Consider the following 22,486-nt stretch of genomic DNA (forward strand, 5'->3'; position numbering starts at 1 on the left):
AGTCGGACCCGGGCCCGCTCAGACCGGAGTGATCGGCAGCGAGCGGCGCGGCTCGAACGCGAACGACGACCCGGTGCTGAACCGGGTCACGGCCACCTCGCCGGCCTCCGGCGCCGCCTCCTCGCGACGTACGACGAGCACGCTCCAGCCGTCGGGCCCGTCGGAGGTGGTCTCGACGTCGAGGTGGGGGTCGACCGCGCGGACCAGCGCGCGGAGCGGACCGAGTTCGCCCGGGCCGCACAGCGAGATCCACGCGCCGTCGCGCGCGGCGGCGTCGGGCCGCACCGTGAGGGCGGTGCCCTCGACGGTCGCGTCGACGTAGGCCGCGGGGTTGAGCAGCGGGTGCAGGGCGAGCACCCGCGCCGCGCCCGCCGCGTCGCGGGGCAGGTCGAGGCAGCGCCGGACCCGCTCGGCGGCGATCCCTGCGATGCCGGTGAGCTGCTTGACGCAGATCTCGCGGGCGGCGTCCGCCTCGGCACGTGCGCCGACCGCGTGGGTGAACGACAGGTGCAGCAGGTGCATCTGCAGGCACACCTCGTCGGCGATCCGCACCAGGGCGGAGTGCGACCACTCGGAGAAGTCGAGGTCGGCGAGCAGGGGCCCGGTGTAGTCGTCGCGCCCGCCACCGCCCGGCACCACCGGGTCGAGCTCGAGCGAGGCCGCCTCGGTCGCCATCACGTGGGCGTACGCCGGCAGCGGCTCGACGGGCGGATGGGCCGGGTGGATCACCACCGTCCACGCGCAGTGCGGGTGGCGGTCGGCGGGCAGCCGGGGCGGTCGGTGCACCGGGCGCACCTGGGCGCGCGGGTTGGTGGCGACCGCCGTGGCGTCGAACGTGGGGTCCTCGATGTCGTGGCACATCGAGCGCACGTAGTCGGGGCCCATCGGCTCGACGTCCATCAGCGCCCCGCAGTGGTCGAGGTGAAACCCGCCGCGCCAGCGGTCCTCGACGGTGTAGCGGAAGTCCATGAACTGCGGCGGCGCCCCGATATCGAGCTGGAGCCCCTTGAAGATCGTGACCACGTCGCCCTCGCCCTCGACCTCCGGGGCGTAGCCCAGGGCGCGCTGCATCCGCCGGGTGTAGACCGGGCTGGCCCCGGCCCACTCCTCGATCGCGACCTGCGCCATCCCCTCGCGGCCGAAGGCCTGGATGCACCAGGCCATCCCGCTGCGGTCGATCAGCTGGCCGATGAGCAGCAGCTCGGGCACCAGCGCGGCCAGCTGCTCCCGGGTCAGGTCGGCGTAGCGGCTGCTCACACCTCAGCCGACCGCCCGGTCGCCGGTCCAGTACTGCGCCCGCAGCGCCTTCTTGTCGGGCTTGCCGAGACCGGTGAGCGGCAGCGCGTCGGTGGCTATCACCTGCTTGGGCGCCTGCACCGACCCCTTGCGCTCCTTGACCATCTGCTGGATCTCGGCCACCACGTCGTCGTTGAGCTCGTGACCCTCGCGCAGCACGACGATCGCGGTGACCGCCTCGCCCCACTTCTCGTCCGGCGTGCCGATCACGCCGACCTGCGCGATCGCGGGGTGCTCGGCGACGACGTCCTCGACCTCGCGCGGGAACACGTTGAAGCCGCCGGTGACGATCATGTCCTTGGTGCGGTCGACGATGTACCAGAAGCCGTCCTCGTCCTCGCGCGCGACGTCGCCGGTGTGCATCCAGCCGTCGCGGAAGGTCTCGGCGGTCTCGTCGGGGAGCTTCCAGTAGCCGCCGGCCAGCAGCGGCCCGGAGACGCAGATCTCGCCCGGCTCGCCGGTCGGCACCGGCTCGCCGTCCTCGCCGAGCAGCGCCGCCCGGATGAACGCCGACGGCCGGCCGCACGACGCGAGGCGCTCGGGGTGGCCGACCGGGTCGTGGTCGGCCCGGGACAGGTAGGTGATCACCATCGGGGCCTCGGACTGACCGTAGTACTGGGCGAAGATCGGGCCGAACCGCTCGATGGCCTCCTTGAGCCGCACCGGGTTGATCGCCGAGGCGCCGTAGTAGACGGTCTCGAGCGAGGACAGGTCGCGGGTGCGGCTGTCGGGGTGGTCCATCAGCGCGTAGAGCATCGAGGGCACCAGCATGGTGGCGGTGATCTTCTCCTCCTCGATGGTGCGCAGCACCTCCGCGGGGTCGAAGCGCGACAGGACGTGCAGCGAACCGCCCTTGATCACCGTCGGCACGAAGAACGCCGCGCCGGCGTGCGACAGCGGGGTGCACATGAGGAACCGCGGGTTCTCCGGCCACTCCCACTCGGCGAGCTGGATCTGGGTCATCGTCGCCATCGTCTGCGACAGGCCGATCACGCCCTTGGGCTTGCCGGTGGTGCCGCCGGTGTAGGTGATCGACACGACGTGGTCGGGGGGCAGCGTGGCGGCCACGAGCTCCTGCGGCTCGAACGTCGCCGCGGCCGCGACCAGGTCGGTGCCGACGTGCGCGAGGGCCTCGGGCACCGGCCCGATCGTCAGCACCTGGGTCAGGCCCGGGCACTTCTCGAGCAGCTCGAGGGCGCGCTCGGTGAAGTAGGGGTCGATCACCAGCGTGGTGATCTCGGCGTCGTTGATGACGTAGGCGTGGTCGTCGGCCGAGCCGAGCGGGTGCAGGGAGGTGCGCCGGTAGCCCTGCGTCTGCCCGGCGCCGAGGATGAACAGCACCTCGGGCCGGTTGAGCGCCAGCAGCGCGCCCGCCGTGCCGGAGCCGGCGCCGAGGGACTCGAAGGCCTGGACGTAGCGGCTCATCTGCTCGGCCACCTCGCCGCCGGTGAGCGTGGTGCCGCCGAGGTGCATCACCGGCTTGTCGCGGTGCCGCTTGAGGGCGGCCACCATCAGGTTGCCGTTGTGGGTGCCGGTGCGCAGGTCGTCACTCATGGGGGCGAGACTAGAACGTGTTCCAGTTCCTGTCACGGTCCGGCACGGCTCAGGCCAGCAGCGCGGCGATCCGCCGGATCTCCTCGGGCGAGCGCAGCGACAGCATCAGGGTGGTCACGCCGGTCTCCTCCCACTGCGCGACTCGCTCTCGGACCTCCCCCTCGGTGCCGACGATGTGCATGTCGTCGACCAGCTCGTCGGGGATCAGCGCCGTGGCGCGGTCCTTCTCGCCGTCGAGGTAGAGCTTCTGCACCTCCGCGGCCAGCTCCTCGTAGCCCATCCGCTGGAAGACCTGGTTGTGGAAGTTGGCCTCCTTGGCCCCCATCCCACCCATGTAGAGCGCCACGAACGGCTTCATCGAGTCGAGCACCGCCTGCTTCTCGGCGCCGTCGGCCACCACCTGGAGGTGGCAGGTCGCGGCGATCTCGAAGTCGGCGCGGGTCCGGCGCGCTCCCGGGCGGGCGAAGCCCTCGTCGAGCCAGGGCTGGTACATCCCGGCCGAGCGCGGCGTGTAGAAGATCGGGATCCAGCCGTCGGCGATCTCGGCGGTCTGCGCGACGTTCTTGGGGCCCTCCGCCCCCAGCCAGATCGGGATGTCGGCGCGCAGCGGGTGCACGATCGGCTTGAGCGGCTTGCCCAGCCCGACCGACCCCTCCCCGGCGTAGGGCAGCGGGTGGTGGGGCCCGGCGTTGGTCACCGGCGCCTCGCGGGCCAGCACCTGGCGGATGATGTCGACGACCTCACGGGTGCGGGCCAGCGGCTTGGCGAACGGCTGGCCGTACCAGCCCTCGACGACCTGCGGGCCGCTGACGCCCATGCCGAGCACGACCCGGCCGCCGCTGAGGTGGTCGAGGGTGAGCGCGTGCATGGCGATCGAGGTCGGGGCGCGGCCCGACATCTGGACGATCGAGGTGCCGAGGCGGATCCGGCTGGTCTCGCGACCCCACCACGCCAGCGGGGTGAACGCGTCGCTCCCCCAGGCCTCGGCGGTGAAGACCGCGTCGAAGCCGGCCTCCTCGGCCGCGGCCACCAGCTCGCCCACCCCGGCGGGGGGCTGCGCGCCCCAGTAGCCCAGCTGCAGTCCCAGCTTCATCGTCCGTCTCCTTCGTCGGTGCTTGCCCGAACTGTAGAACGTGTTCTAGTTTCGGGTCCATGGCACGCACACTGTCGGCACCGGTCACCGTAGCGTTCGACTACACCAGGTCGACGGGACCGGTCCTCGGCCGCTTCCTGACCGGGTTGCGCGACGGGGTGCTCGTCGCCGGCCGGACCTCCGAGGGAGAGGTCGTCGTCCCCCCGCTCGAGTTCGACCCGGTCACGCACCAGGCCACGTCGGACTTCGTGGAGGTCGCCCCGGTCGGCACGGTCACGTCGTGGACCTGGGTCCCCGAGCCGGTGAAGGGGCAGCCGCTCGACCGGCCGTTCGCCTTCGCGCTGGTGACCCTCGACGGCGCCACCCGCCCGCTCCTGCACGCCGTCGACGTCTCCTCCCCCGAGGAGATGTCGACCGGCATGCGGGTGCGGGTGCGCTGGGCCGAGGAGCGGCAGGGTGCGATCACCGACATCGCGGCGTTCGAGCCCGACCCCGGCGGCGACGGGGTGGCGACGACGGCACCCGGCACCGACGAGCCGGTGACCGGCGTGGTCACGCCCGTCGCCCTCGACTACAACTACGCCGCCTCGCCGGAGGAGTCGGCGTTCTACCGCGGGCTCAACGAGGGCCGGATCGTCGGCCAGCGCTGCCCCGCCTGCCAGAAGGTCTACATCCCGCCGCGCAGCGCCTGCCCCGCCGACGGCACGCCGACCGCCGAGGAGGTCGAGCTCTCCCAGACCGGCACCGTCACAACGTTCTGCATCGTCAACGTGCCGTTCCTGGGCCAGAAGATCACCCCGCCGTACGTCTCGGCGTACGTGCTCCTCGACGGCGCCGACATCGCGGTGCTCCACCTGATCCTGGGCATCCCTGCCGAGGAGGTCCGGATGGGCATGCGGGTCAAGGCGGTCTGGAAGCCGCGGGAGGAGTGGGCGTTCTCGCTCGAGAACATCGACCACTTCGCACCCACCGGCGAGCCGGACGCCGACTACGACACCTACAAGCAGCACCTGTGATCAGGACGAGCGTGAGAGAGGCAACGCATGCGTGACGTCGCCGTCGTGGGGTTCGCCCAGCGACAGATGCCGGAGTTCGACGGGTCCCCGACCTGCGTGGAGCTCCTCGTGCCGCTGTTCGCCGAGTGCTACGAGCAGACCGGCTGGACGCGCCGGGACGTGGGGTTCTGGTGCTCCGGCTCCTCCGACTACCTCGCCGGGCGGTCGTTCTCCTTCGTGCAGGCCGTCGACGCGATCGGGGTGATCCCGCCGGTCAACGAGTCGCACGTGGAGATGGACCTCGCCTGGGCGATGTACGAAGCCTGGCTGAAGATCCAGACCGGCGAGGTCGACACCGCGCTGGTCTACGCCTTCGGCAAGAGCTCGGCCGGCGTGCTGCGCCGCACCCTCGCCCTGCAGCTCGAGCCCTACACCATGACGCCGCTGTGGCCCGACACCGTGTCGCTGGCCGGGCTGCAGGCCCGGGCCGGCATCGACGCCGGGCTGTGGGACGAGACGGCGATGGCCGAGGTGGCCAACCGATCGCTCACCGACGCGGAGAAGAACGAGTGGTCGATCCGCAAGGGCGGCTCGTCGGTGGCCGAGCTGCTGGCGCGCCCGGTCTACGCCGACCCGCTGCGCAAGCACGACTGCTCCCCCGTCACCGACGGCGCCGCGGCGCTCGTGCTGGCGGCCGGCGACCGCGCTCGGGAGGTGCGCGACCGACCGGCCTGGATCACCGGCATCAGCCACTACATCGACCCGATGGGCATGGGCACCCGCGACCTCACCCGCTCGCCCTCGGCCCAGCGCGCCGGCGCCGCCCTCGACCTGGGCGGGGTGGAGGTGGCCGAGCTGCACGCGCCGTTCAGCCACCAGGAGCTGATCCTGCGCCGCGAGCTCGGGCTGGCCGACGACGTGACGATCAACCCCTCGGGCGGGGCGCTCACGAGCAACCCGATGTTCTCCGGCGGCGGGATCCGCGTGGGTGAGGCCGCCAGCCGGATCTGGTCCGGCGAGGCGGGCAAGGTGCTCGGCCACGCGACCAGCGGGCCGGCGCTCCAGCAGAACCTCGTGTGCACGATGGCCGCCGATGTCGAAGGGGCAGCGAACTGATGGGCAAGCAACCCGCCGCGATCGTCGGCGTCGGCCAGACGCACCACAAGGCCAAGCGCACCGACGTCTCCATGGCCGGCCTGTGCCGGGAGGCGATCGACCGCGCGCTCGCCGATGCCGGGATGGGGCTCGACGACATCGACGCGATCGTCGTCGGCAAGGCGCCGGACCTGTTCGAGGGCGTGATGATGCCCGAGCTGTTCCTCGCCGAGGCGCTCGGCGCGGCCGGCAAGCCGCTGCTGCGCGTCCACACCGCCGGGTCGGTGGGCGGCTCGACCGCGATCGTCGCCTCGTCGCTGGTGCAGGCCGGCGTGCACAAGCGGGTGCTGACCGTGGCCTACGAAAAGCAGTCGGAGTCGAACGCGATGTGGGCGCTCTCGGTGCCGCTGCCGTTCAACATGCCCGTCCACGCGGGCGCCGGCGGCTACTTCGCCCCCCACGTGCGGTCCTACATCCGGCGTTCGAACGCACCCACCCACGTGGGCGCGATCGTGGCCGCCAAGGACCGCAACAACGCACTGAAGAACCCCTACGCCCACCTGCACAACGAAGGCACCACCGTCGAGTCGGTGCTCGCCTCGCAGATGCTGTGGGACCCGATCCGCTACGACGAGACCTGCCCGTCAAGCGACGGTGCGTGCGCGCTGGTGATCGTCGACGAGGACACCGCGGCCGCCTCGCCCAACCCGGCGTGGATCCACGGCACCGTGATGCGCTCGGAGGCCACCACCGCCGCCGAGCGCGACCAGGTCAACCCGCAGGCCTCCCGCGACGCCGCGGCCGCGCTGTGGAAGCAGGCCGGCATCACCAGCCCGATCGACGAGATCGACGCCGCCGAGATCTACGTGCCGTTCTCGTGGTTCGAGCCGATGTGGCTGGAGTCGCTGGGCTTCGCGGCCGAGGGCGACGGGTGGCGGCTGACCGAGTCGGGCGCCACCGCGATGGACGGCCGGATCCCGGTGAACTGCTCCGGCGGCGTGCTGTCGTCGAACCCCATCGGCGCCTCCGGCATGCTCCGCTTCGGCGAGGCCGCCCTCCAGGTCCGGGGCGCCGCCGGCGAGCACCAGGTCGACGGCGCCCGCAAGGCGCTCGGCCACGCCTACGGCGGCGGCTCCCAGTTCTTCGCCATGTGGGTCGTGGGGTCCGAGAAGCCCTCCAGCTGAGCCGCGGGGGCACGCGTTCGCCCAGGGTGAACACCCGGTCGGGGCCGGGACGCGGTGGGGTGGCAGGACCTATCGTCGGGTCATGGGTGACCTCGTCGCATTCCCCCGGCCGTTGTCCGACCGCCCCCCGGCCGAGCCGGAGCCGCTGTGGCGCGAGGCGGTGGGTCGCGAGCTGCGGGAGGCGCGGCACGACGCGGAGCGGACGCTGGCCGACGTCGCCGAGCGGGCCGGGGTCTCGACCCAGTACCTCTCCGAGGTCGAGCGCGGGCTGAAGGAGCCCAGCTCGGAGATCCTCGAGGCGGTCGGAGGAGCGCTCGGGCTGCGCCTGGTCGACCTCACCGGCCGGGTGGCCCGGCGGCTCTCGACCGGGGTCTCCGGCCCGGTCTGCCTGGCCGCCTGAGGCTCAGAAGCCGGGGAACACCGCGCGCAGGTCGTCGAGCGTGACCTGCCCCTCGACCCGCACGTCGGCCGGCGTGCGCTCGGGCCCGAGCCGACCGCCGATGAGACGCACCAACGCCCCCGGACGGCCGAAGAAGGTGGCGGTCGCCGCGTCGGTGCCGGGACGCACCGACACCGTCTCGTCGACGATCGCGATGCTGTGGGTGCCGGCCCCGACCACCGCGGACGTCGCCAGCCGGTCGGGCTTGGCGGTGAAGCCGAGCAGGAACGCCAGCGGGCCGGCGAGGTGGTCGAGCACCGCCACCGCCGCCGCGTCGTCGACCTCGGCGTCGGGGTCGAGCCCCACCCGGACGTCCCAGGCGTGCTGGGCGACCTCGTTGAGCCGCATGCCGAGCGGCACGATGACCGGCACCGGCTGGGGCAGGAAGCCGAGGTCGACCTGGACCGAGGCGACCTGCTCGGCGGTGAGCACCTCGACCGCCTCGACGTAGCGCTGGTCGTGCTCGACGAACCCCTCGGCCTGCTCGCGCGGCGAGGCGGCGTCCCAGCGGTCCCAGACGGCCTGGTTGTCGGCCTCCCCCGGCTCCTCGCCGGCCACGGCGGCGGCGAGCCGCGGGAGCATGATCTCGGCCTGGCTGCCCAGGTGGGAGAGCACGTCGGCGAGCGTCCAGTCCTCGGCACCCGACGGCGCAGCGAGCTGGTCGTCGGAGAGCTGCTGCACCAGGTCGGTGAGCGCGTCGTGGTGGGTGCGCAGGGCGGAGACGGTGCGGGAGGCGAGGTCGGTCACGCCCCGATCATGGCAGCCGGTGTCTTGCGCGAGTCGAGCACGCCGTCCGCGACGCCGTAGGCCACCGCCTGCGCGGCGTCGAGCACCAGGTCGCGGTCGGTGTCGGCGCGGAGCCGCTCGACGGGCTGCCCGGTGTGCCGCACCAGGATCTCCTCCATCTGCGCCCGCAGGCGGACGATCTCCTTCGCCTGCAGGGCCAGGTCGGGCAGCGTGCCCTGCCCACCACCCGACGGCTGGTGGAGCACCACCCGCGAGTGCGGCAGCACCATCCGGCTACCCGGCTCGCCCGCCGCCAGCAGCACGGCCGCCGACGACCCCGCCTGCCCGATGCAGGTGGTGCCGACCGTGGGCCGGATGAACTGCAGGGTGTCGTAGATCGCGAGCATCGCCGTCACCGAGCCGCCGGGTGAGTTGAGGTAGAGGTTGATGTGGCCCTCGGGGTTCTCCGACTCCAGGTGCAGGAGCTGGGCGATCACGACGTTGGCGACGCCGTCGTCGATCTCGGTGCCGATGTAGACGATCCGGTCGGTGAGCAGCCGGCTGTAGATGTCGACCGCCCGCTCGCCGCGCACGGTCTTCTCCACGACGCTGGGGATCGTGTAGGTGCTCATCGGGCCACCGTCTCGAACGCCGCGCCCACCCGGGCCGGCGTCACCGACGCCACGTCGCTGATCACCGCGTCGACGAAGCCGTAGTCGCGGGCCTCCTCGGCGGTGAACCACTTGTCGCGCAGGGCGTCGCGCTCCACCTTCTCGACCGGCTGCCCGGTGTGGTGGGCCGTGAGCCGCATCATCACGTCCTTGACGTGCTCGAGGTTCTCGGCCTGGATCTCGATGTCGATGGCGGTCCCGCCGATGCCGGCCGAGCCCTGGTGGAGCAGCACCCGCGCGTGGGGCAGGGCGAACCGCTTGCCGGGCGTGCCCGCCGTCAGGAGGAACTGGCCCATGCTCGCGGCCAGCCCCATCGCCAGCGTGCTCACGTCGTTGGGGATCAGCTGCATGGTGTCGTAGATGGCCAGCCCGGCGCTGACCGAGCCACCGGGCGAGTTGATGTAGAGGCTGATGTCGCGGTGGGGGTCCTCGGCCGACAGGAGCAGGAGCTCGGCGCAGAGCCGGTTCGCGATCTCGTCGTCGACCTCCTGCCCCAGCACGAGGATGCGCTGGTGGAGCAGCCGGTCGGCCGCGGAGAGGTGTGCTGTCTGGGTCATGCCTCCAGCGTGCAGCGGGCCTCGCCCGCCGGACCAGCGGATCTGCCGTGGGCGGTTCTGCTGTCGGCGGAACCACTGCCTAGGCTGCTCCCATGATCGAGCTCAGGACGCCGGCCCAGATCGAGCAGATGCGACCCGCGGGTCGCTTCGTGGCCGAGGTGATCACTGCCCTGGGCGAGGCCGCGGACGTCGGCGTGAACCTGCTCGACCTCGACGCCCTGGCGCACCGGATGATCAAGGAGCGCGGCGCGGAGTCGTGCTACATCGACTACCACCCGTCGTTCGGCGCGATGCCGTTCGGCAAGGTGCTGTGCACGTCGGTCAACGACGCGGTGCTGCACGGGCTGCCCCACGACTACACGCTGCGCGACGGCGACCTGCTCTCGGTCGACTTCGCCGCCAGCGTCGACGGCTGGGTGGCCGACTCGGCGCTCAGCGTCGTCGTCGGCACCCCGCGCGAGGAGGACCTGCGGCTGATCGACACCACGGCCCGCGCCCTCGACGCCGCGATCGCCCAGGCCCGCCCCGGCAACCGGGTGGGCGACATCTCGGCCGCGATCGGTGCCGTCGCGCGCGAGGCGGGGCTGTCGGTCAACCTCCAGTTCGGCGGGCACGGGGTGGGGCGCACCATGCACGGCGACCCGCACATCTCCAACGACGGCCGCCCGGGTCGCGGGCTCAAGCTCCGCCCGGGCCTGGTCATCGCGATCGAGCCGTGGTTCCTGCACACCACCGACGAGATCTTCACCGACCCCGACGGCTGGACCCTGCGCAGCGCCGACGGCTCGCGCGGCGCGCACATGGAGCACACGGTGGCGATCACCGCCGACGGACCGCTGGTGCTCACCGCCCGCGACTGAGCCTGGCCAGGCCGACGCCGGTCGGCTGGGGAGGCTCAGAGGAAGCGGGCCAGCTTCGACACGGCCTGGGTGGGGTCGGTGGCCGCGATCCCCTCGCCGATGGCCTCGATCGTCCAGCCGGCACCGGCGCGCACGAGCTTGCAGAGCACCAGCCCGGTCTCCGGCACGCCGAGGGAGAGGGTGTAGCGGGCCAGCTCCTCGTCGGTCTCGTCGTCGACGACCCGGCAGTAGGCGTTGTGGACCCACTCCAAGCCATGTCCCTGGAAGCTGCTCACCATCATGAAGATGACGTCGACGGGCCCGTGCACGCGGTCGAGGTCGATGACCACCACCTCGTCGTCGCCCTCGCCGGAGCCGCTGCGGTTGTCGCCCTGGTGGACGACGGACCCGTCGCGGGTCGCGAGGTGGTTGAAGAACGCGAGGTCGAACAGCGCGCCGCCGGAGAACTGGACCGCCGAGGCGTCGAGGTCGATCTCGGGGGCCCCGGTGCCGATGAAGCCGGCGGTGCGGGACTTGTCCCAGCCCACGCCCATCCGCACCCGGGTCAGCGCCCGGCCCCCGGCCTCCAGCGCCAGCTCCTGCCCCACCACCAGCTCGGTCATCGCGGCCCTCCCGTCGTCGTGCGTCGCGAGGCCGAACCTACCCCCGCCCGGGTCGACGGACCCGCGCGCCGGGTGCGGGTCAGCGACGACGGCGGGTCAGTAGGTGACCTGGAGCTCCTTGATGCCGTTGATCCAGGAGTGCCGCAGCCGGCGGGGGTCGCCGGCCTTGGCGATGTCGGGGGCGTGCTCGGCGAGGGCCTCGAAGATCAGCCGGATCTCCTGGCGGGCCAGGTTGGCGCCCACGCAGTAGTGGGCGCCGTGCCCGCCGAAGCCCACGTGGGGGTTGTGGTCGCGGGTGATGTCGAAGCGGAACGGGTCCTCGAAGACGTCCTCGTCGAAGTTCGCGCTGGCGTACCAGAGCGCGACCCGCTGCCCCTTGCGCACCGGCACCCCGCCGACCTCGGTGTCGGTCAGCGCGGTGCGCTGGAAGACGCTCACCGGGGTGGCCCAGCGGACGACCTCGTCGACCATGGTCGCCGGGCGCTCCTTCTTCCACAGCTCCCACTGGTCGGGATTGTCGAGGAAGGCGTTCATCCCGTGGCTGATCGCGTTGCGGGTGGTCTCGTTGCCGGCCACCGCGAGCAGGATCACGAAGTAGCCGAACTCGTCGTCGGTGAGGCCGCGACCGTCCTTGTCGGCGTGGACGAGCTTGCTGACGATGTCGTCGCGCGGGTTGGCCTGGCGGTCGGCCGACATCACCATCGAGTAGCCCAGCAGCTCGGCGGCGGCCACGTCGGGCTCGCCCTCGATCTCGGGGTCGTCGGAGGCGAGCATCTGGTTGGACCAGTCGAAGATCTTGTGCCGGTCCTCCTGCGGGATGCCGATCAGCTCGGCGATCGCCTGCAGCGGCAGCTCGGCGGCGACGTCCTCGACGAAGTTGCCCCGGCCGCGGGCGACGGCAGCCTTGACGATCTCCTGGGCCCGCAGGGTCATCACCTCCTCGAGCGCGTTGATCGCTCGGGGGGTGAACCCGCGGGAGATGATGCCCCGGGTGTGGGTGTGCTCGGGCGGGTCCTGGTTGATCAGGATCATCCGCTGGAGCTCGACCTGCTCGCGCGTCATCCCCTCGGAGAACCGGATGATCGCGCCGTTCTCGTAGGTCGACCAGTCCTTGGAGTTCTTGGAGATCGCGGCGACGTCGGCGTGCTTGGTCACCGCGAAGTAGCCGGGACCGCACTCCTCCGCCATGCCGTCGTAGCTGCCGGGTGCCTGCTCGATCCACTTCACCGGCTCGCTGCGGCGCAGCGCCCGGAACTCGTCGTGAGGGATCGCGACCTCGTTGACGAAGGGATCGGTGAAGTCGAACCCGTCCGGGATCAGGTCGGTCTGCGTCACTGGCTGCTCTCCCTCGCGAAGACTGGAACACGTTCTAGTGAGAGAGGTTACATACTCACGGTAGGTATTGGAAGGTTGTCGCCAGCGAGAACGTGTTCTAGTTTTGCGTCATGGGCAACCCCGTGATCGTCGACGCCGTCCGCACCCCCCTCGGCAAGCGCAACGGCTGGCTCGCCGGGGTCCACCCGGCCACGCTGCTCGGCTTCGTGCAGACCGAGGTGCTGCGCCGCGCCGCTGTCGACCCGGCGCTGGTGGAGCAGGTGGTCGGCGGCTGCGTGACCCAGGCCGGAGAGCAGTCCAACGGGATGGTGCGCCGCGCCTGGCTGCACGCCGGGCTCCCCCAGCACACCGGCGCCACGGTCGTCGACGCCCAGTGCGGCTCGGGCCAGCAGGCCGCGCACCTCGTGCACGACATGGTCGCCGCCGGCAGCATCGAGGTCGGCATCGCCTGCGGGGTCGAGTCGATGTCGCGCATCCCGCTCGGCGCCAACGTCCCCCCGGGCTCGGGCGACCCGCGCCCCGACGACTGGGACATCGACATGCCGAACCAGTTCGAGGCCGCCGACCGGATCGCCCGCAACCGGGGCCTGACCCGCGCAGACCTCGAGGCCTTCGGCCTGGCCTCGCAGCAGAAGGCGAGGGTGGCCGTCGACGAGGGCCGGTTCAAGCGCGAGATCGCCGCCGTCACCGCGCCGGTGCTCGGCGAGGACGGCCAGCCCACCGGTGAGACCCGGGTGGTCGACACCGACCAGGGCCTGCGCGACACCACGCTCGAGGGGCTGGCCCAGCTCAAGGCGGTGCTGCCCGACGGCCTGCACACCGCCGGCACCTCCTCGCAGATCTCCGACGGCGCCTCGGCGGTGCTGATCATGGACGAGGACCGCGCCCGCTCGCTCGGGCTCACCCCGCGGGCCCGGATCGCCGCGCACACGCTGGTCGGCTCCGACCCCTACTACCACCTCGACGGGCCCATCGACGCGACCCGCCGGATCCTTGAGCGCACCGGCCGCACCATCGACGACTTCGACCTGTTCGAGGTCAACGAGGCCTTCGCCTCGGTGGTGCTCTCCTGGGCCGGTCAGCACCGGGTGGACCTCGACCGGGTGAACGTCAACGGCGGCGCGATCGCCATCGGTCACCCGGTCGGCTCGACCGGCACCCGCCTGATCACCACCGCCCTGCACGAGCTCGAGCGCCGCGACCAGGCCTCGGCCCTGATCTCGATGTGCGCCGGCGGCGCGATGGCGACCGGCACGGTGCTCGAGCGCATCTGAGGCCCGACCTCAGCCGGCACCCGGCTCGGTCAGCGCGTAGGTGAGCGCCGGTGCGGCGTGCCGCATGGAGTACTGCGGCGGCGGCCCCGGGTCGCCCAGGCGCACCACGACCGTGTGCGTCCGCGGGTCGACCATCACCACCTGCCCGCCGAGGCCGAGCATCGCGAAGAACCGCTCGGGCGAGTCGGGAGCGAGCTGCTCGTCGGTCGCCTCGACGGTGCCGGAGGCCCCGACCAACGGGCCCTTGCGGTTGAGCCACCACAGGTAGCCGTAGCCGGCGTTGAGGCGGGGGGCGGACTGGCGGGTCGAGGCGGTCACCCACGACCGGGGCACGACCTGCTCGCCGTACCAGGACCCGCCGTCGGCGTAGAGCTGGCCGAGTCGGGCCAGGTCGAGGCAGGTGCTGGTCATGCCGAAGAACAGGTTCGTCGACCGGCCGCTGTCGTCGTGGCTGAGCTCGGTGTCGAGCATGCCCAGGGGTGCGAACAGCCGCTTGCGGGCGAAGTCGGCAGGGTCCTCGCCGGTGGCCTCGCGCAGCACCCGGTCGAGGACCTGGATGGCGGCGTTGTTGTAGATCCACTCCTCGCCGGGCTCGGTGGCCTGGCCGAGCCCGACGGCGTAGCGGGTGCGGTCGGGGGCGGCGAACAGGTCCTCGTAGTCGCTCTTGGGCGTCCAGAACCGGCCGCTGGTGTTGGTGAGCAGGTCGCGGATCGTGACCTCGGCGGAGTCGGTGCCGCGCCACTCGCTGACGTAGTCGGAGACCGGGTCGGAGATGTCGAGGTCGCCGTCGGCCTGCGCGATGCCGACCAGGATGCCGGCGACGGTCTTGGTGACGGAGTAGACGTCGCGCGGGTCGGAGCCCAGCACGTCGCCGTCGTCCCAGTTCCACTCCCCCACGACCGAGCCCTTGCGGGTGACCACGAAGCAGGACGAGCCGAACCGGTTGGCCTCGTCGGCGACCTCGTCCAGCCGGCCGGCGTCGAACCCGAGGTCCTCCGGTTCCGCGCGTGGCCACTCGCCGGTGGGTGAGGCGCCGCCCGACGGGTCTGCCGACGCCGACGGGTCGTCGGTGGCCGAGGGCGACTCGCTCGCGTCGAGGTCGGCCGCGGGCGGGTCGTCGCTGCAGGCGGCGAACAGGCCGAGCGCGAGCAGGAGGCCGGTGGCCCCGGCGAGGCGGCGGGCGGAGGGGCTCGTCACGCTGCCCAAGGTACCGGCGTCAGGCGCCGTAGACCGGCTCCGGGGTCGGCGCCTCGGCGAGCAGGTCGCGCAGGGCCGGCCCGACCTCGGCCGCCTCCCACCGACGGCCGAGGTCGCGCGCGGGTCCGTGGGACCAGCCGTTCTCGACGGTGACCTTGCCGCCGTCGATCTCGATCACCCGGCCGGTCACGTCGCCGGCCTCCTCCGAGGCCAGCCACGCCACGACCGGGGAGTTGTCCTCGGGCAGCGCCATCTGCGAGGTGTCGAAGGCGCCCTCGGTCATCCGGGTGCGCGCCACCGGGGCGATGGCGTTGACGGTCACGCCGTAGCGGCCCAGCTCCTGGGCGGCGACGAGCGTGAGCCCGGCGATGCCCGCCTTGGCCGCCGAGTACGTCGCCTGGCCCACCGAGCCCTGCAGCCCCGCGCCGGAGGAGGTGTTGACCACCCGGGCCGCGCGCTGGCGACCGGCCTTGGCCTCGGCCCGCCAGTAGGCGCCCGCGTGGCGCAGCGGGGCGAAGTGGCCCTTGAGGTGCACCCGGACCACGGCGTCCCACTCCTCCTCGGAGGTGTTGACCAGCATCCGGTCGCGCACGAAGCCGGCGTTGTTGACCAGCACGTCGAGCCCGCCCCACTCCTCGATCGCCTGCTGCACCATGGCCGCGGCCTGCTCGAAGTCGGCGACGTCGGCACCGTTGGCGGCAGCCCGGCCGCCCGCCGCGCGGATCTCGGCGACCACCTCGTCGGCGGGCGACTCGCCGGTGCCCTCGCCGGCGAGCGAGACGCCGTAGTCGTTGACGAGCACGGCCGCGCCGTGGCGGGCCAGCTCGAGGGCGTGGGCGCGGCCGATGCCGCGGCCGGCTCCGGTGACGATGGCGACGCGGCCGTCCAGCAGTCCGGTCACAGTGGCTCCTCGGGGTCGGGGGTGGGCTGGTGCAGGGGCAGGTCAGATGTGCAGGAAGACCGGCGGCTCGCCGCCGCCGTCGCAGGCCACCCGGGCCCCCGAGACGTACGACGCCAGGTCGCTCGCCAGGAACGCCGCGACGTGGCCGACCTCCTCGGCACGGGCCATCCGGCCGAGCGGGATGGTCCGCTCGATCCGGGCCACCGACTCGTCGCCGCCGTAGTGGTCGTCGGTGTGCTCGGTGCGGCAAAGGCCGACGTCGATGGCGTTGACCCGCACCCGCGGCCCCCACTCCATCGCCAGCGACCGGGTGAGCGAGTCGAGCCCGGCCTTGGCGGCAGCGTAGGCCGCGATGGTGGGCGCGGGGCGCGAGGCGGAGATGGAGGAGATGTTGACGATCGAGCCACCGCCGGCCTGGCCCTGCATGACCGCGTTGGCGGCCTGGGAGACCAGCAGGGGGCTGAGCAGGTTGAGCCCGACGATCTTCTCGTGGAAGCGCGGCGAGGCGGTCGCGGCCTCGGCGCTCGGGGCGCCGCCGGCGTTGTTGACCAGCACGTCGAGCCGGGTGTGCTCGCCGACCACGGTGGCCACGAGCGCCGAGACGGCCTCGGGGTCGCGCACGTCGCAGAGCAGGTGGGTGGTGCCGGGCACCGGCTCGGCGGCCGAGCGCGAGCAGGTCACCACGGTGGCGCCGGCGGCCACGAGCGCCTCGGTCACGCCCCGGCCCAGGCCCTTGGCGCCCCCGGTCACGAGGGCCACCCGGCCGGTCAGGTCGAGGGCGAGAGGCATGCTGCGCAGCCTACCAAGCAAATGTTAGGTTGGCACTCATGGGCACCTCCTCCGAGCTGCGTCCCGACGGCGTCCGGGTCGTCACCATGGACGCGCCACCGGTCAACGCACTCACCGTGGAGGGCTGGTTCGACCTGGCCCGCACGCTCGACGCGGCGAGCGCCGATCCCGACACCCGGGTGGTGGTGCTGCGGGCCGAGGGCCGGGGCTTCAACGCCGGCGTCGACATCAAGGAGATGCAGCACACCCCGGGCTTCGACGCGCTCCTCGGCGCCAACCGGGGCTGCTACGCGGCGTTCAAGGCGGTCTACGAGTGCACGGTGCCCGTGGTGGCCGCGGTGCACGGCTTCTGCCTCGGCGGCGGTGTGGGGCTGGTCGGCAACGCCGACTGCGTGGTGGCCAGCGAGGACGCCTACTTCGGCGTCCCCGAGGTCAAGCAGGGCGCCCTCGGGGCCGCGACCCACATGGCCCGGCTGGTGCCCCAGCACATGATGCGCACCCTCTACTTCACCGCCCGCACCATCAGGGCGGCCGACCTCGTGCAGTTCGGCTCGGTGCTCGAGGTGGTGCCGCGCGACCGGCTCGACGACGCGGCGCTGGCCGTCGCCACCGACATCGCCGCCCACGACACCCGGGTGATCCGCGCCGCCAAGGCCGCGCTCAACGGCATCGACCCCGTCGACGTCAACAAGAGCTACCGGTTTGAGCAGGGCTTCACCTACGAGCTCAACCTGATGGGCGTCAGCGACGAGCTGCGCGACACCTTCGCCGGCACCGAGAAGGGCAAGCGATGACCTCCGCGACTCACCGGGGACCCCGCGACAAGCGGATGAGCATCGACGACGTGGTCTCGCGGCTGCGCAGCGGGATGACGATCGGTATCGGGGGCTGGGGTCCCCGGCGCAAGCCGATGGCGCTGGTGCGCGCGATGCTGCGCTCCGACCTCACCGACCTGACGCTGGTCAGCTGGGGCGGCGCCGACGTCGGCCTCCTGGTGCGGGCCGGCAAGGTCCGCAAGCTGGTCTACGCGTTCGTCTCGCTCGACTCGATCCCCCTCGAACCCAACTTCCAGCGGGCCCGCCAGGCCGGCACCATCCCGGAGATCGTCGAGCTCGACGAGGGGATGTTCCAGACCGGACTGCGGGCCGCGGCCCAGCGGCTGCCGTTCCTGCCCGCCCGAGCCGGGCTCGGCTCCGACGTGCTGGTCAACAACCCGTGGCTGGCCACGGTCACCAGCCCCTACGACGAGGGCCACGGCCACGAGGAGCTGGTGGCCGTGCCGGCCCTGCGGCTGGACGCCGCGCTGGTGCACCTCAACCGTGCCGACCCCCACGGCAACGCGACCTACCTCGGCCCCGACCCCTACTTCGACGACCTGTTCGCGATGGCGGCCGACGAGGTCTACGTCAGCGTCGAGCAGGTGGTCGACACCGCCGGGCTCACCGTCGACACCCCCGTTCAGCGGCTGCTGCTCAGCCGGATGCTGGTCACGGGTGTGGTCGAGACGCCCCACGGCGCGCACTTCACCACCTGCACCCCCGACTACGAGCGCGACGAGGCCTTCCAGAAGGCCTACGTCGCGGCGGCCTCGGGCAGCGACGACGAGTGGGCGGAGTTCGAGCAGCGGTTCCTGGCCGGCGACGAGGACGCCTACCAGGCCGCGGTCCGGGCCTTCCACGAGGAGGAGCAGAAGTGAGCGAGCCGACCCGCGCCGACGTCTGCGCCGCCGCGATCGCCGACGCGTTCCGCGACGACGGCGAGATCTTCGCCAGCCCGATGGGGATGCTCCCCACGCTCGGCGTCCGGCTGGCCAAGCTGACCACCAACCCCGAGCTGGTGATCTCCGACGGCGAGTCGCTGTTCCTCGCCGGGGTGCCGCCGCTGTTCGCCAAGGCCGACGTGGTCGAGGGCTGGATCCCGTTCCGCAAGGTCTTCGACGTCGTGGCCAACGGGCCGCGGCACGTGATGATGGGCGCCACCCAGGTCGACCGCGACGGCAACCAGAACATCTCGGCGATCGGCCCGTTCGCCCAGCCCAGGCGCCAGCTGCTCGGCTCGCGCGGGGCGCCCGGCAACACCGTCAACAACCGCACGTCCTACTGGGTGCCCAAGCACTCGACCCGGGTCTTCGTCGAGCGCGTCGACGTCGTCTCCGGCGTCGGCCCCCGTCGGGCCCGCGAGGCCGGGGCGGCAGCCGCCCGGTTCAACGACATCCACCGGATCGTCACCAACCTCGCCGTGCTCGACCTCGGCGGACCCGACGACACGGTGCGGCTGCGCAGCGTGCATCCCGGGGTCACCGTCGCCGAGGTGCAGGAGGCGACCGGCTTCCAGCTGGCCGTCGAGGGCGAGGTGCCGACCACCCGCGAGCCGACCGTGGAGGAGCTGGTGATCATCCGCGAGGTGCTCGACCCGCGCTCGCTGCGGCACCGCGAGGTCCCCGATGCGTGAGCAGCTGCTGCGCACGCCGCTGACCGACCTGGTCGGCGTCCGGCACCCGGTCGTGCAGACCGGCATGGGCTGGGTCGCCGGGCCCCGCCTGGTGAGCGGCACCGCCAACGCCGGAGGCCTCGGCATCCTGGCCAGCGCCACGATGACGATCGCCGAGCTCGAGGCCGCGATCGTCGAGGTCAAGGGTCGCACCGACCAGCCGTTCGGCGTCAACCTGCGCGCCGACGCCGGCGACGCCGCCGACCGCTGCCGGCTGCTGGTCGACCACGGCGTCAGGGTGGCGTCGTTCGCCCTGGCCCCCAAGCCGGAGCTGATCGCGATGCTCAAGGAGCACGACGTCGTGGTCGTGCCCTCGGTCGGGGCGCCCAAGCACGCCGTCAAGGTCGCCGGCTGGGGCGCGGACGCGGTGATGATCCAGGGCGGCGAGGGCGGCGGCCACACCGGCCCGGTGCCGACCACGCTGCTGCTGCCCACCGTGCTCGACGCCGTCGACATCCCGGTGATCGCCGCGGGCGGGTTCTTCGACGGCCGCGGCCTCGCCGCCGCGCTGTCCTACGGCGCCGCCGGCATCGGCATGGGCACCCGGTTCCTGCTCACCCGCGACAGTGCCGTGCCCGACCCGGTCAAGCAGCTCTACCTCGAGCACGGCCTCGACGGCACGGTCGTCACCGACAAGGTCGACGGCATGCCGCACCGGATGCTGCGCACCGCGCTGGTCCGGGAGCTGGAGGAGACCAGCGCCGTGCGGCGACTCGGCCCCACCGTGCGCCGGACCCTCGCCTTCAAGCGGATGAGCGGGATGTCGTGGCGCCGGCTCGCCGCCGACGGCCGCGCGATGAAGCACGGCGGCGACCGGTCCTGGGCGCAGATGGTGCTGGCCGCCAACACCCCGATGATGCTGCGCGCCGGGCTGGTCGAGGGCGACACGAACGCCGGCGTGCTGGCCTCCGGCCAGGTGGTGGGCGTGCTCGACGACCTGCCGTCGTGCGAGGAGCTCGTCGACCGGGTCGTCGACCAGGCCGTCGCCGAGCTGCGGCGGGCGGCGTCGTACGTCGGCTGAGGCGAGCCGCGGGGTGGCGCCTCAGAGCGCCTTCTGCAGCTCCAGCTCGCGGCCGAGGGCGACGTAGCCCAGCCGCTCGTTGACCGCGATCATGTGCTCGTTGGACCCGGCGTTCCAGGTGTCGAGGCTCTCCAGGCGCGGCTCGGTCTCGCGCAGCCACCGGACCATCTCGGTCTTGAGCAGCAGTCCCAGCCGGTGGCCGCGGTGGGCCCGCGCGACGGAGGTGTCGTGCTGGCTGGCCTGCTCGGGGCGCTCGCCGTCGACGACCACCACGCTCTGCCCGGCCAGCTCGCCGGTGGCTCGGTGTCGCGCGAGCAGCCGGTACATCCGGTCGCCGCGGTCGGCCCAGGCGCGCTCGTAGGCCCGGATCCGCTCCGGGGTGTAGACCTCGTCCTCGATGTCGAGGTCGTCGGTGGGCGCGTCGTTGATGGCGGCGGTGAGCTCGGCGAGGGCGGCGAGCTCGTCGTCGGGGGTGGGTCCGTCGCGGTGCACCAGCTCGTAGTCGGCGGCCGCCGACCACGCCTCGGCGGCGAGCGCGTCGAGCCGGCTGGGGCTCAGGTCCGCCGGCCGCTGCCGGCGCAGCACGGCGGCCGAGCGCACCTCCAGCCCGTGCCGGGCACCGAACTCGCGGGTGGCCGGCGAGTCCCAGCCGTCGGTGCCGAGGGAGGTGCAGCCCGCGGCCCGGGCCCGCTCCTCGTGCCAGCCCAGCAGCTCCGACCCCAGCCCCCGCCGGCGGTGGTCGGGGTGCACGAGCACCTGCACCCAGGCCAGGTGGCGGTTGTCCCACGTGCCGACGTCGTGCTCCCCGGCCGCCACCGGCTCACCGCCGAGGCGGGCCAGCACCGGCACCGCGGCGTCGTCGTCCCACCCGTGCCGGTAGATCCCCTCGGCCTGGCGCAGCGTCCGCTCCCGGGTCCACGGCGCGTCGTGGCGGCGGACGGTGTTGACGACCTCGACGTGGTGCGCGAGGAGCTCGGTGTCGTCGGGACCGAACGCGATGATCTCGAGGTCGCTCACGCCGCCACCCTCACCCGGTCCGCCCCGCCGGTGCCACCCGATTTCTGCTCTGGTCGAGGTGCGAGGAGCCTCGGACGAGCCTCGAGACCCGTACGCCGAACGCCCCCCGGTGGGACCGGAGGGCGTTCGGGTGCGGGGGTTTCGAGGCTCGCTCCGCTCGCACCTCGATCAGCGCGCGGGGCGGGAGGGCTCTCGGCCGGCGAGGGATTCGAGGCTCGGCTTCGCTCGCACCTCGACCAGCGCTGGCTAGGCGAAGAAGACCCGCAGGTCCTCGGCGAGCAGCTCGGGCACCTCCATCGCGGCGAAGTGGCCGCCGCGGTCGTGCTCGGTCCAGTGCACGATGTTGGTGTTGTCGCGCTCGGCCAGCGGCCGGATGGTCTGGAAGTCGTCCTTGAAGACCGCGACCCCGATCCGCCCCTCGCTGACCACGGTCTCGCGCGGGGGGTGCTGCTCGGCGTAGTGGTAGCGGACGGCGCCCGAGGAGGTGTTGGTCAGCCAGTAGAGGGAGACCTGGGTGAGCACCTGCTCGGGCGTGACCAGGCTGGTGCCGTTGCCGAAGTTCTCGAACAGCTCGTTGTAGGCCAGCTGACCCACGGGCGAGTCCGACAGCGCCGCAGCGATCGTCTGCGGCCGGGTGCCGTTCATCGAGTTGTAGCCGCCGACGGACTGGAACCAACCCATGAACTCCAGCGCGGCGTACTCCTTGGGCCCGAACGACTCGAACTCGCTCGGGTCGCCCGAGGGGAAGGAGAACAGCTGCAGGACGTGGGCGCCGAGGAATCCCGTCGGGTTCAGCACCGCCAGCTCGCGGCCGACCATCGCGCCCCCGTCGCTGCCGTGGGCGCCGTAGGACTCGTAGCCGAGGCGCCGCATCAGCGCGTCGTACGTCCGCGCGACGCGGTCCATCGTCCAGCCCTCGTCGACGACCGGGGTGCTGAAGCCGAAGCCCGGCATCGACGGGACCACGAGGTGGAAGTCGTCGGTGAGCAGCGGGACGACGTCGAGGAACTCCGCGAAGGAGCCGGGGTAGGTGTGGAGCAGGAGCAGCGGCGTCGCGTCCTCGTTGGCCGAGCGGACGTGGACGAAGTGGATGGTCTGCCCGTCGATCTCGGTGGTGAAGTTCGGGACCGCGTTGATCCGGGCCTCGGCGGCGCGCCAGTCGAACGCCTTCCAGCGCTCGACCATGTCGGCCAGGTAGCCGGTCGGCGTGCCGTAGTCCCAGGAGTCGCCGGGGGCCGGCTGCGGGAGGCGGGTGTTGGCCAGCCGGGCCCGGAGGTCGGCCAGGGCCTCCTCGGGCACGGAGACGGTGAAGGGGCGGATCGAGGTGTCGGCGGTGGCGCCGTTCTGGGTGGTGTTCATGACCGCTACGCTAGGAGCAGTTCAGGAACAC

23 protein-coding genes are annotated in these 22,486 nt (G+C 72.6%); 10 read left to right on the forward strand and 13 right to left on the reverse strand.

Annotated features, from left to right (window positions below):
• Positions 1-18: 18 nt before the first annotated feature.
• The 3 genes from JT721_RS07925 to JT721_RS07935 are packed head-to-tail and all read right to left on the reverse strand — an operon-like array spanning position 19 to position 3,943.
• Positions 19-1,257, reverse strand: a complete 1,239-nt coding sequence (locus JT721_RS07925; protein WP_205472406.1) for a hypothetical protein — start codon at positions 1,255-1,257, stop codon at positions 19-21.
• Positions 1,258-1,260: 3 nt separating this feature from the next.
• Complete coding sequence (fadD8, locus tag JT721_RS07930) at positions 1,261-2,850, reverse strand: fatty-acid--CoA ligase FadD8 (RefSeq protein WP_205472407.1); 1,590 nt, start codon at positions 2,848-2,850, stop codon at positions 1,261-1,263.
• Positions 2,851-2,899: 49 nt separating this feature from the next.
• Positions 2,900-3,943 (reverse strand): LLM class F420-dependent oxidoreductase, encoded by a 1,044-nt coding sequence (locus JT721_RS07935; protein WP_205472408.1) that lies wholly within the window; start codon positions 3,941-3,943, stop codon positions 2,900-2,902.
• Between the two features lie 59 nt (positions 3,944-4,002).
• On the opposite strand from JT721_RS07935, the gene JT721_RS07940 reads away from it, so the two are divergent.
• The 4 genes from JT721_RS07940 to JT721_RS07955 all read left to right on the forward strand — a co-directional run bounded on the left by JT721_RS07940 (position 4,003) and on the right by JT721_RS07955 (position 7,617).
• Positions 4,003-4,959, forward strand: coding sequence for a Zn-ribbon domain-containing OB-fold protein (locus tag JT721_RS07940; protein ID WP_205472409.1), 957 nt, complete (start codon positions 4,003-4,005; stop codon positions 4,957-4,959).
• A 27-nt stretch (positions 4,960-4,986) separates the two neighbouring features.
• Positions 4,987-6,054 (forward strand): thiolase domain-containing protein, encoded by a 1,068-nt coding sequence (locus JT721_RS07945; RefSeq protein ID WP_205472410.1) that lies wholly within the window; start codon positions 4,987-4,989, stop codon positions 6,052-6,054.
• Positions 6,054-7,217, forward strand: a complete 1,164-nt coding sequence (locus tag JT721_RS07950) for a thiolase domain-containing protein (protein WP_205472411.1) — start codon at positions 6,054-6,056, stop codon at positions 7,215-7,217. The genes JT721_RS07945 and JT721_RS07950 overlap by 1 nt, the downstream gene beginning before the upstream one ends.
• Positions 7,218-7,299: 82 nt before the next feature.
• Positions 7,300-7,617 (forward strand): helix-turn-helix domain-containing protein, encoded by a 318-nt coding sequence (locus JT721_RS07955; RefSeq protein WP_205472412.1) that lies wholly within the window; start codon positions 7,300-7,302, stop codon positions 7,615-7,617.
• A 3-nt stretch (positions 7,618-7,620) separates the two neighbouring features.
• Here the strand turns inward: JT721_RS07955 and JT721_RS07960 are convergent, their stop codons facing one another.
• The 3 genes from JT721_RS07960 to JT721_RS07970 are packed head-to-tail and all read right to left on the reverse strand — an operon-like array spanning position 7,621 to position 9,610.
• Entirely contained in the window at positions 7,621-8,403 is a 783-nt protein-coding gene (locus JT721_RS07960) for a maleylpyruvate isomerase family mycothiol-dependent enzyme (RefSeq protein ID WP_205472413.1), read from the reverse strand.
• Positions 8,400-9,014 (reverse strand): ClpP family protease, encoded by a 615-nt coding sequence (locus JT721_RS07965; protein ID WP_205472414.1) that lies wholly within the window; start codon positions 9,012-9,014, stop codon positions 8,400-8,402. Before JT721_RS07965 ends, JT721_RS07960 begins: the two co-directional genes overlap by 4 nt.
• A complete protein-coding gene (locus JT721_RS07970) occupies positions 9,011-9,610 on the reverse strand; it encodes a ClpP family protease (RefSeq protein ID WP_205472415.1) in 600 nt (199 codons plus the stop codon). The genes JT721_RS07965 and JT721_RS07970 overlap by 4 nt, the downstream gene beginning before the upstream one ends.
• A gap of 92 nt (positions 9,611-9,702) precedes the next feature.
• On the opposite strand from JT721_RS07970, the gene map reads away from it, so the two are divergent.
• Complete coding sequence (gene map / locus JT721_RS07975) at positions 9,703-10,470, forward strand: type I methionyl aminopeptidase (protein WP_205472416.1); 768 nt, start codon at positions 9,703-9,705, stop codon at positions 10,468-10,470.
• A 35-nt stretch (positions 10,471-10,505) separates the two neighbouring features.
• On the opposite strand, the gene JT721_RS07980 is transcribed toward map, so the two are convergent.
• Together JT721_RS07980 and JT721_RS07985 are read right to left on the reverse strand one after the other, a co-directional pair.
• Positions 10,506-11,072 carry a TerD family protein gene (locus JT721_RS07980; protein ID WP_205472417.1) on the reverse strand — a complete coding sequence of 189 codons (567 nt, stop codon included), beginning with the start codon at positions 11,070-11,072 and terminating at the stop codon, positions 10,506-10,508.
• Positions 11,073-11,168: 96 nt separating this feature from the next.
• A complete protein-coding gene (locus tag JT721_RS07985) occupies positions 11,169-12,407 on the reverse strand; it encodes a cytochrome P450 (protein ID WP_205472418.1) in 1,239 nt (412 codons plus the stop codon).
• A gap of 110 nt (positions 12,408-12,517) precedes the next feature.
• Here JT721_RS07985 and JT721_RS07990 point away from each other — a divergent pair, with 110 nt between their 5' ends.
• Positions 12,518-13,681, forward strand: coding sequence for a steroid 3-ketoacyl-CoA thiolase (locus JT721_RS07990; RefSeq protein WP_205472419.1), 1,164 nt, complete (start codon positions 12,518-12,520; stop codon positions 13,679-13,681).
• Positions 13,682-13,690: 9 nt separating this feature from the next.
• Here JT721_RS07990 and JT721_RS07995 read toward each other — a convergent pair whose 3' ends face one another.
• The 3 genes from JT721_RS07995 to JT721_RS08005 are packed head-to-tail and all read right to left on the reverse strand — an operon-like array spanning position 13,691 to position 16,568.
• Positions 13,691-14,878 (reverse strand): serine hydrolase, encoded by a 1,188-nt coding sequence (locus JT721_RS07995; RefSeq protein WP_205472420.1) that lies wholly within the window; start codon positions 14,876-14,878, stop codon positions 13,691-13,693.
• Between the two features lie 19 nt (positions 14,879-14,897).
• Positions 14,898-15,779, reverse strand: a complete 882-nt coding sequence (locus JT721_RS08000) for an SDR family oxidoreductase (RefSeq protein ID WP_205472421.1) — start codon at positions 15,777-15,779, stop codon at positions 14,898-14,900.
• 42 nt (positions 15,780-15,821) lie between these two features.
• Positions 15,822-16,568, reverse strand: coding sequence for an SDR family oxidoreductase (locus JT721_RS08005; protein ID WP_205472422.1), 747 nt, complete (start codon positions 16,566-16,568; stop codon positions 15,822-15,824).
• 38 nt (positions 16,569-16,606) lie between these two features.
• On the opposite strand from JT721_RS08005, the gene JT721_RS08010 reads away from it, so the two are divergent.
• Genes JT721_RS08010 through JT721_RS08025 form a run of 4 tightly spaced genes read left to right on the forward strand, consistent with a single transcriptional unit; the run spans position 16,607 to position 20,079 of the window.
• Positions 16,607-17,362, forward strand: coding sequence for an enoyl-CoA hydratase family protein (locus JT721_RS08010; protein WP_205472423.1), 756 nt, complete (start codon positions 16,607-16,609; stop codon positions 17,360-17,362).
• Entirely contained in the window at positions 17,359-18,264 is a 906-nt protein-coding gene (locus tag JT721_RS08015; RefSeq protein WP_205472424.1) for a CoA transferase subunit A, read from the forward strand. The genes JT721_RS08010 and JT721_RS08015 overlap by 4 nt, the downstream gene beginning before the upstream one ends.
• Entirely contained in the window at positions 18,261-19,019 is a 759-nt protein-coding gene (locus JT721_RS08020; protein ID WP_205472425.1) for a CoA-transferase subunit beta, read from the forward strand. Before JT721_RS08015 ends, JT721_RS08020 begins: the two co-directional genes overlap by 4 nt.
• Positions 19,012-20,079: a nitronate monooxygenase family protein gene (locus JT721_RS08025; protein WP_205472426.1), complete on the forward strand. Its 1,068-nt coding sequence runs from the start codon at positions 19,012-19,014 to the stop codon at positions 20,077-20,079. Before JT721_RS08020 ends, JT721_RS08025 begins: the two co-directional genes overlap by 8 nt.
• A 21-nt stretch (positions 20,080-20,100) precedes the next feature.
• On the opposite strand, the gene JT721_RS08030 is transcribed toward JT721_RS08025, so the two are convergent.
• Positions 20,101-21,096, reverse strand: coding sequence for a GNAT family N-acetyltransferase (locus tag JT721_RS08030; RefSeq protein WP_205472427.1), 996 nt, complete (start codon positions 21,094-21,096; stop codon positions 20,101-20,103).
• A 246-nt stretch (positions 21,097-21,342) separates the two neighbouring features.
• Positions 21,343-22,455, reverse strand: a complete 1,113-nt coding sequence (locus JT721_RS08035; RefSeq protein ID WP_205472428.1) for an epoxide hydrolase family protein — start codon at positions 22,453-22,455, stop codon at positions 21,343-21,345.
• Positions 22,456-22,486 lie beyond the last annotated feature (31 nt).

The organism is Nocardioides sp. SYSU D00038 (assembly GCF_016924665.1).
Classification (GTDB): Bacteria; Actinomycetota; Actinomycetes; order Propionibacteriales; family Nocardioidaceae; genus Nocardioides.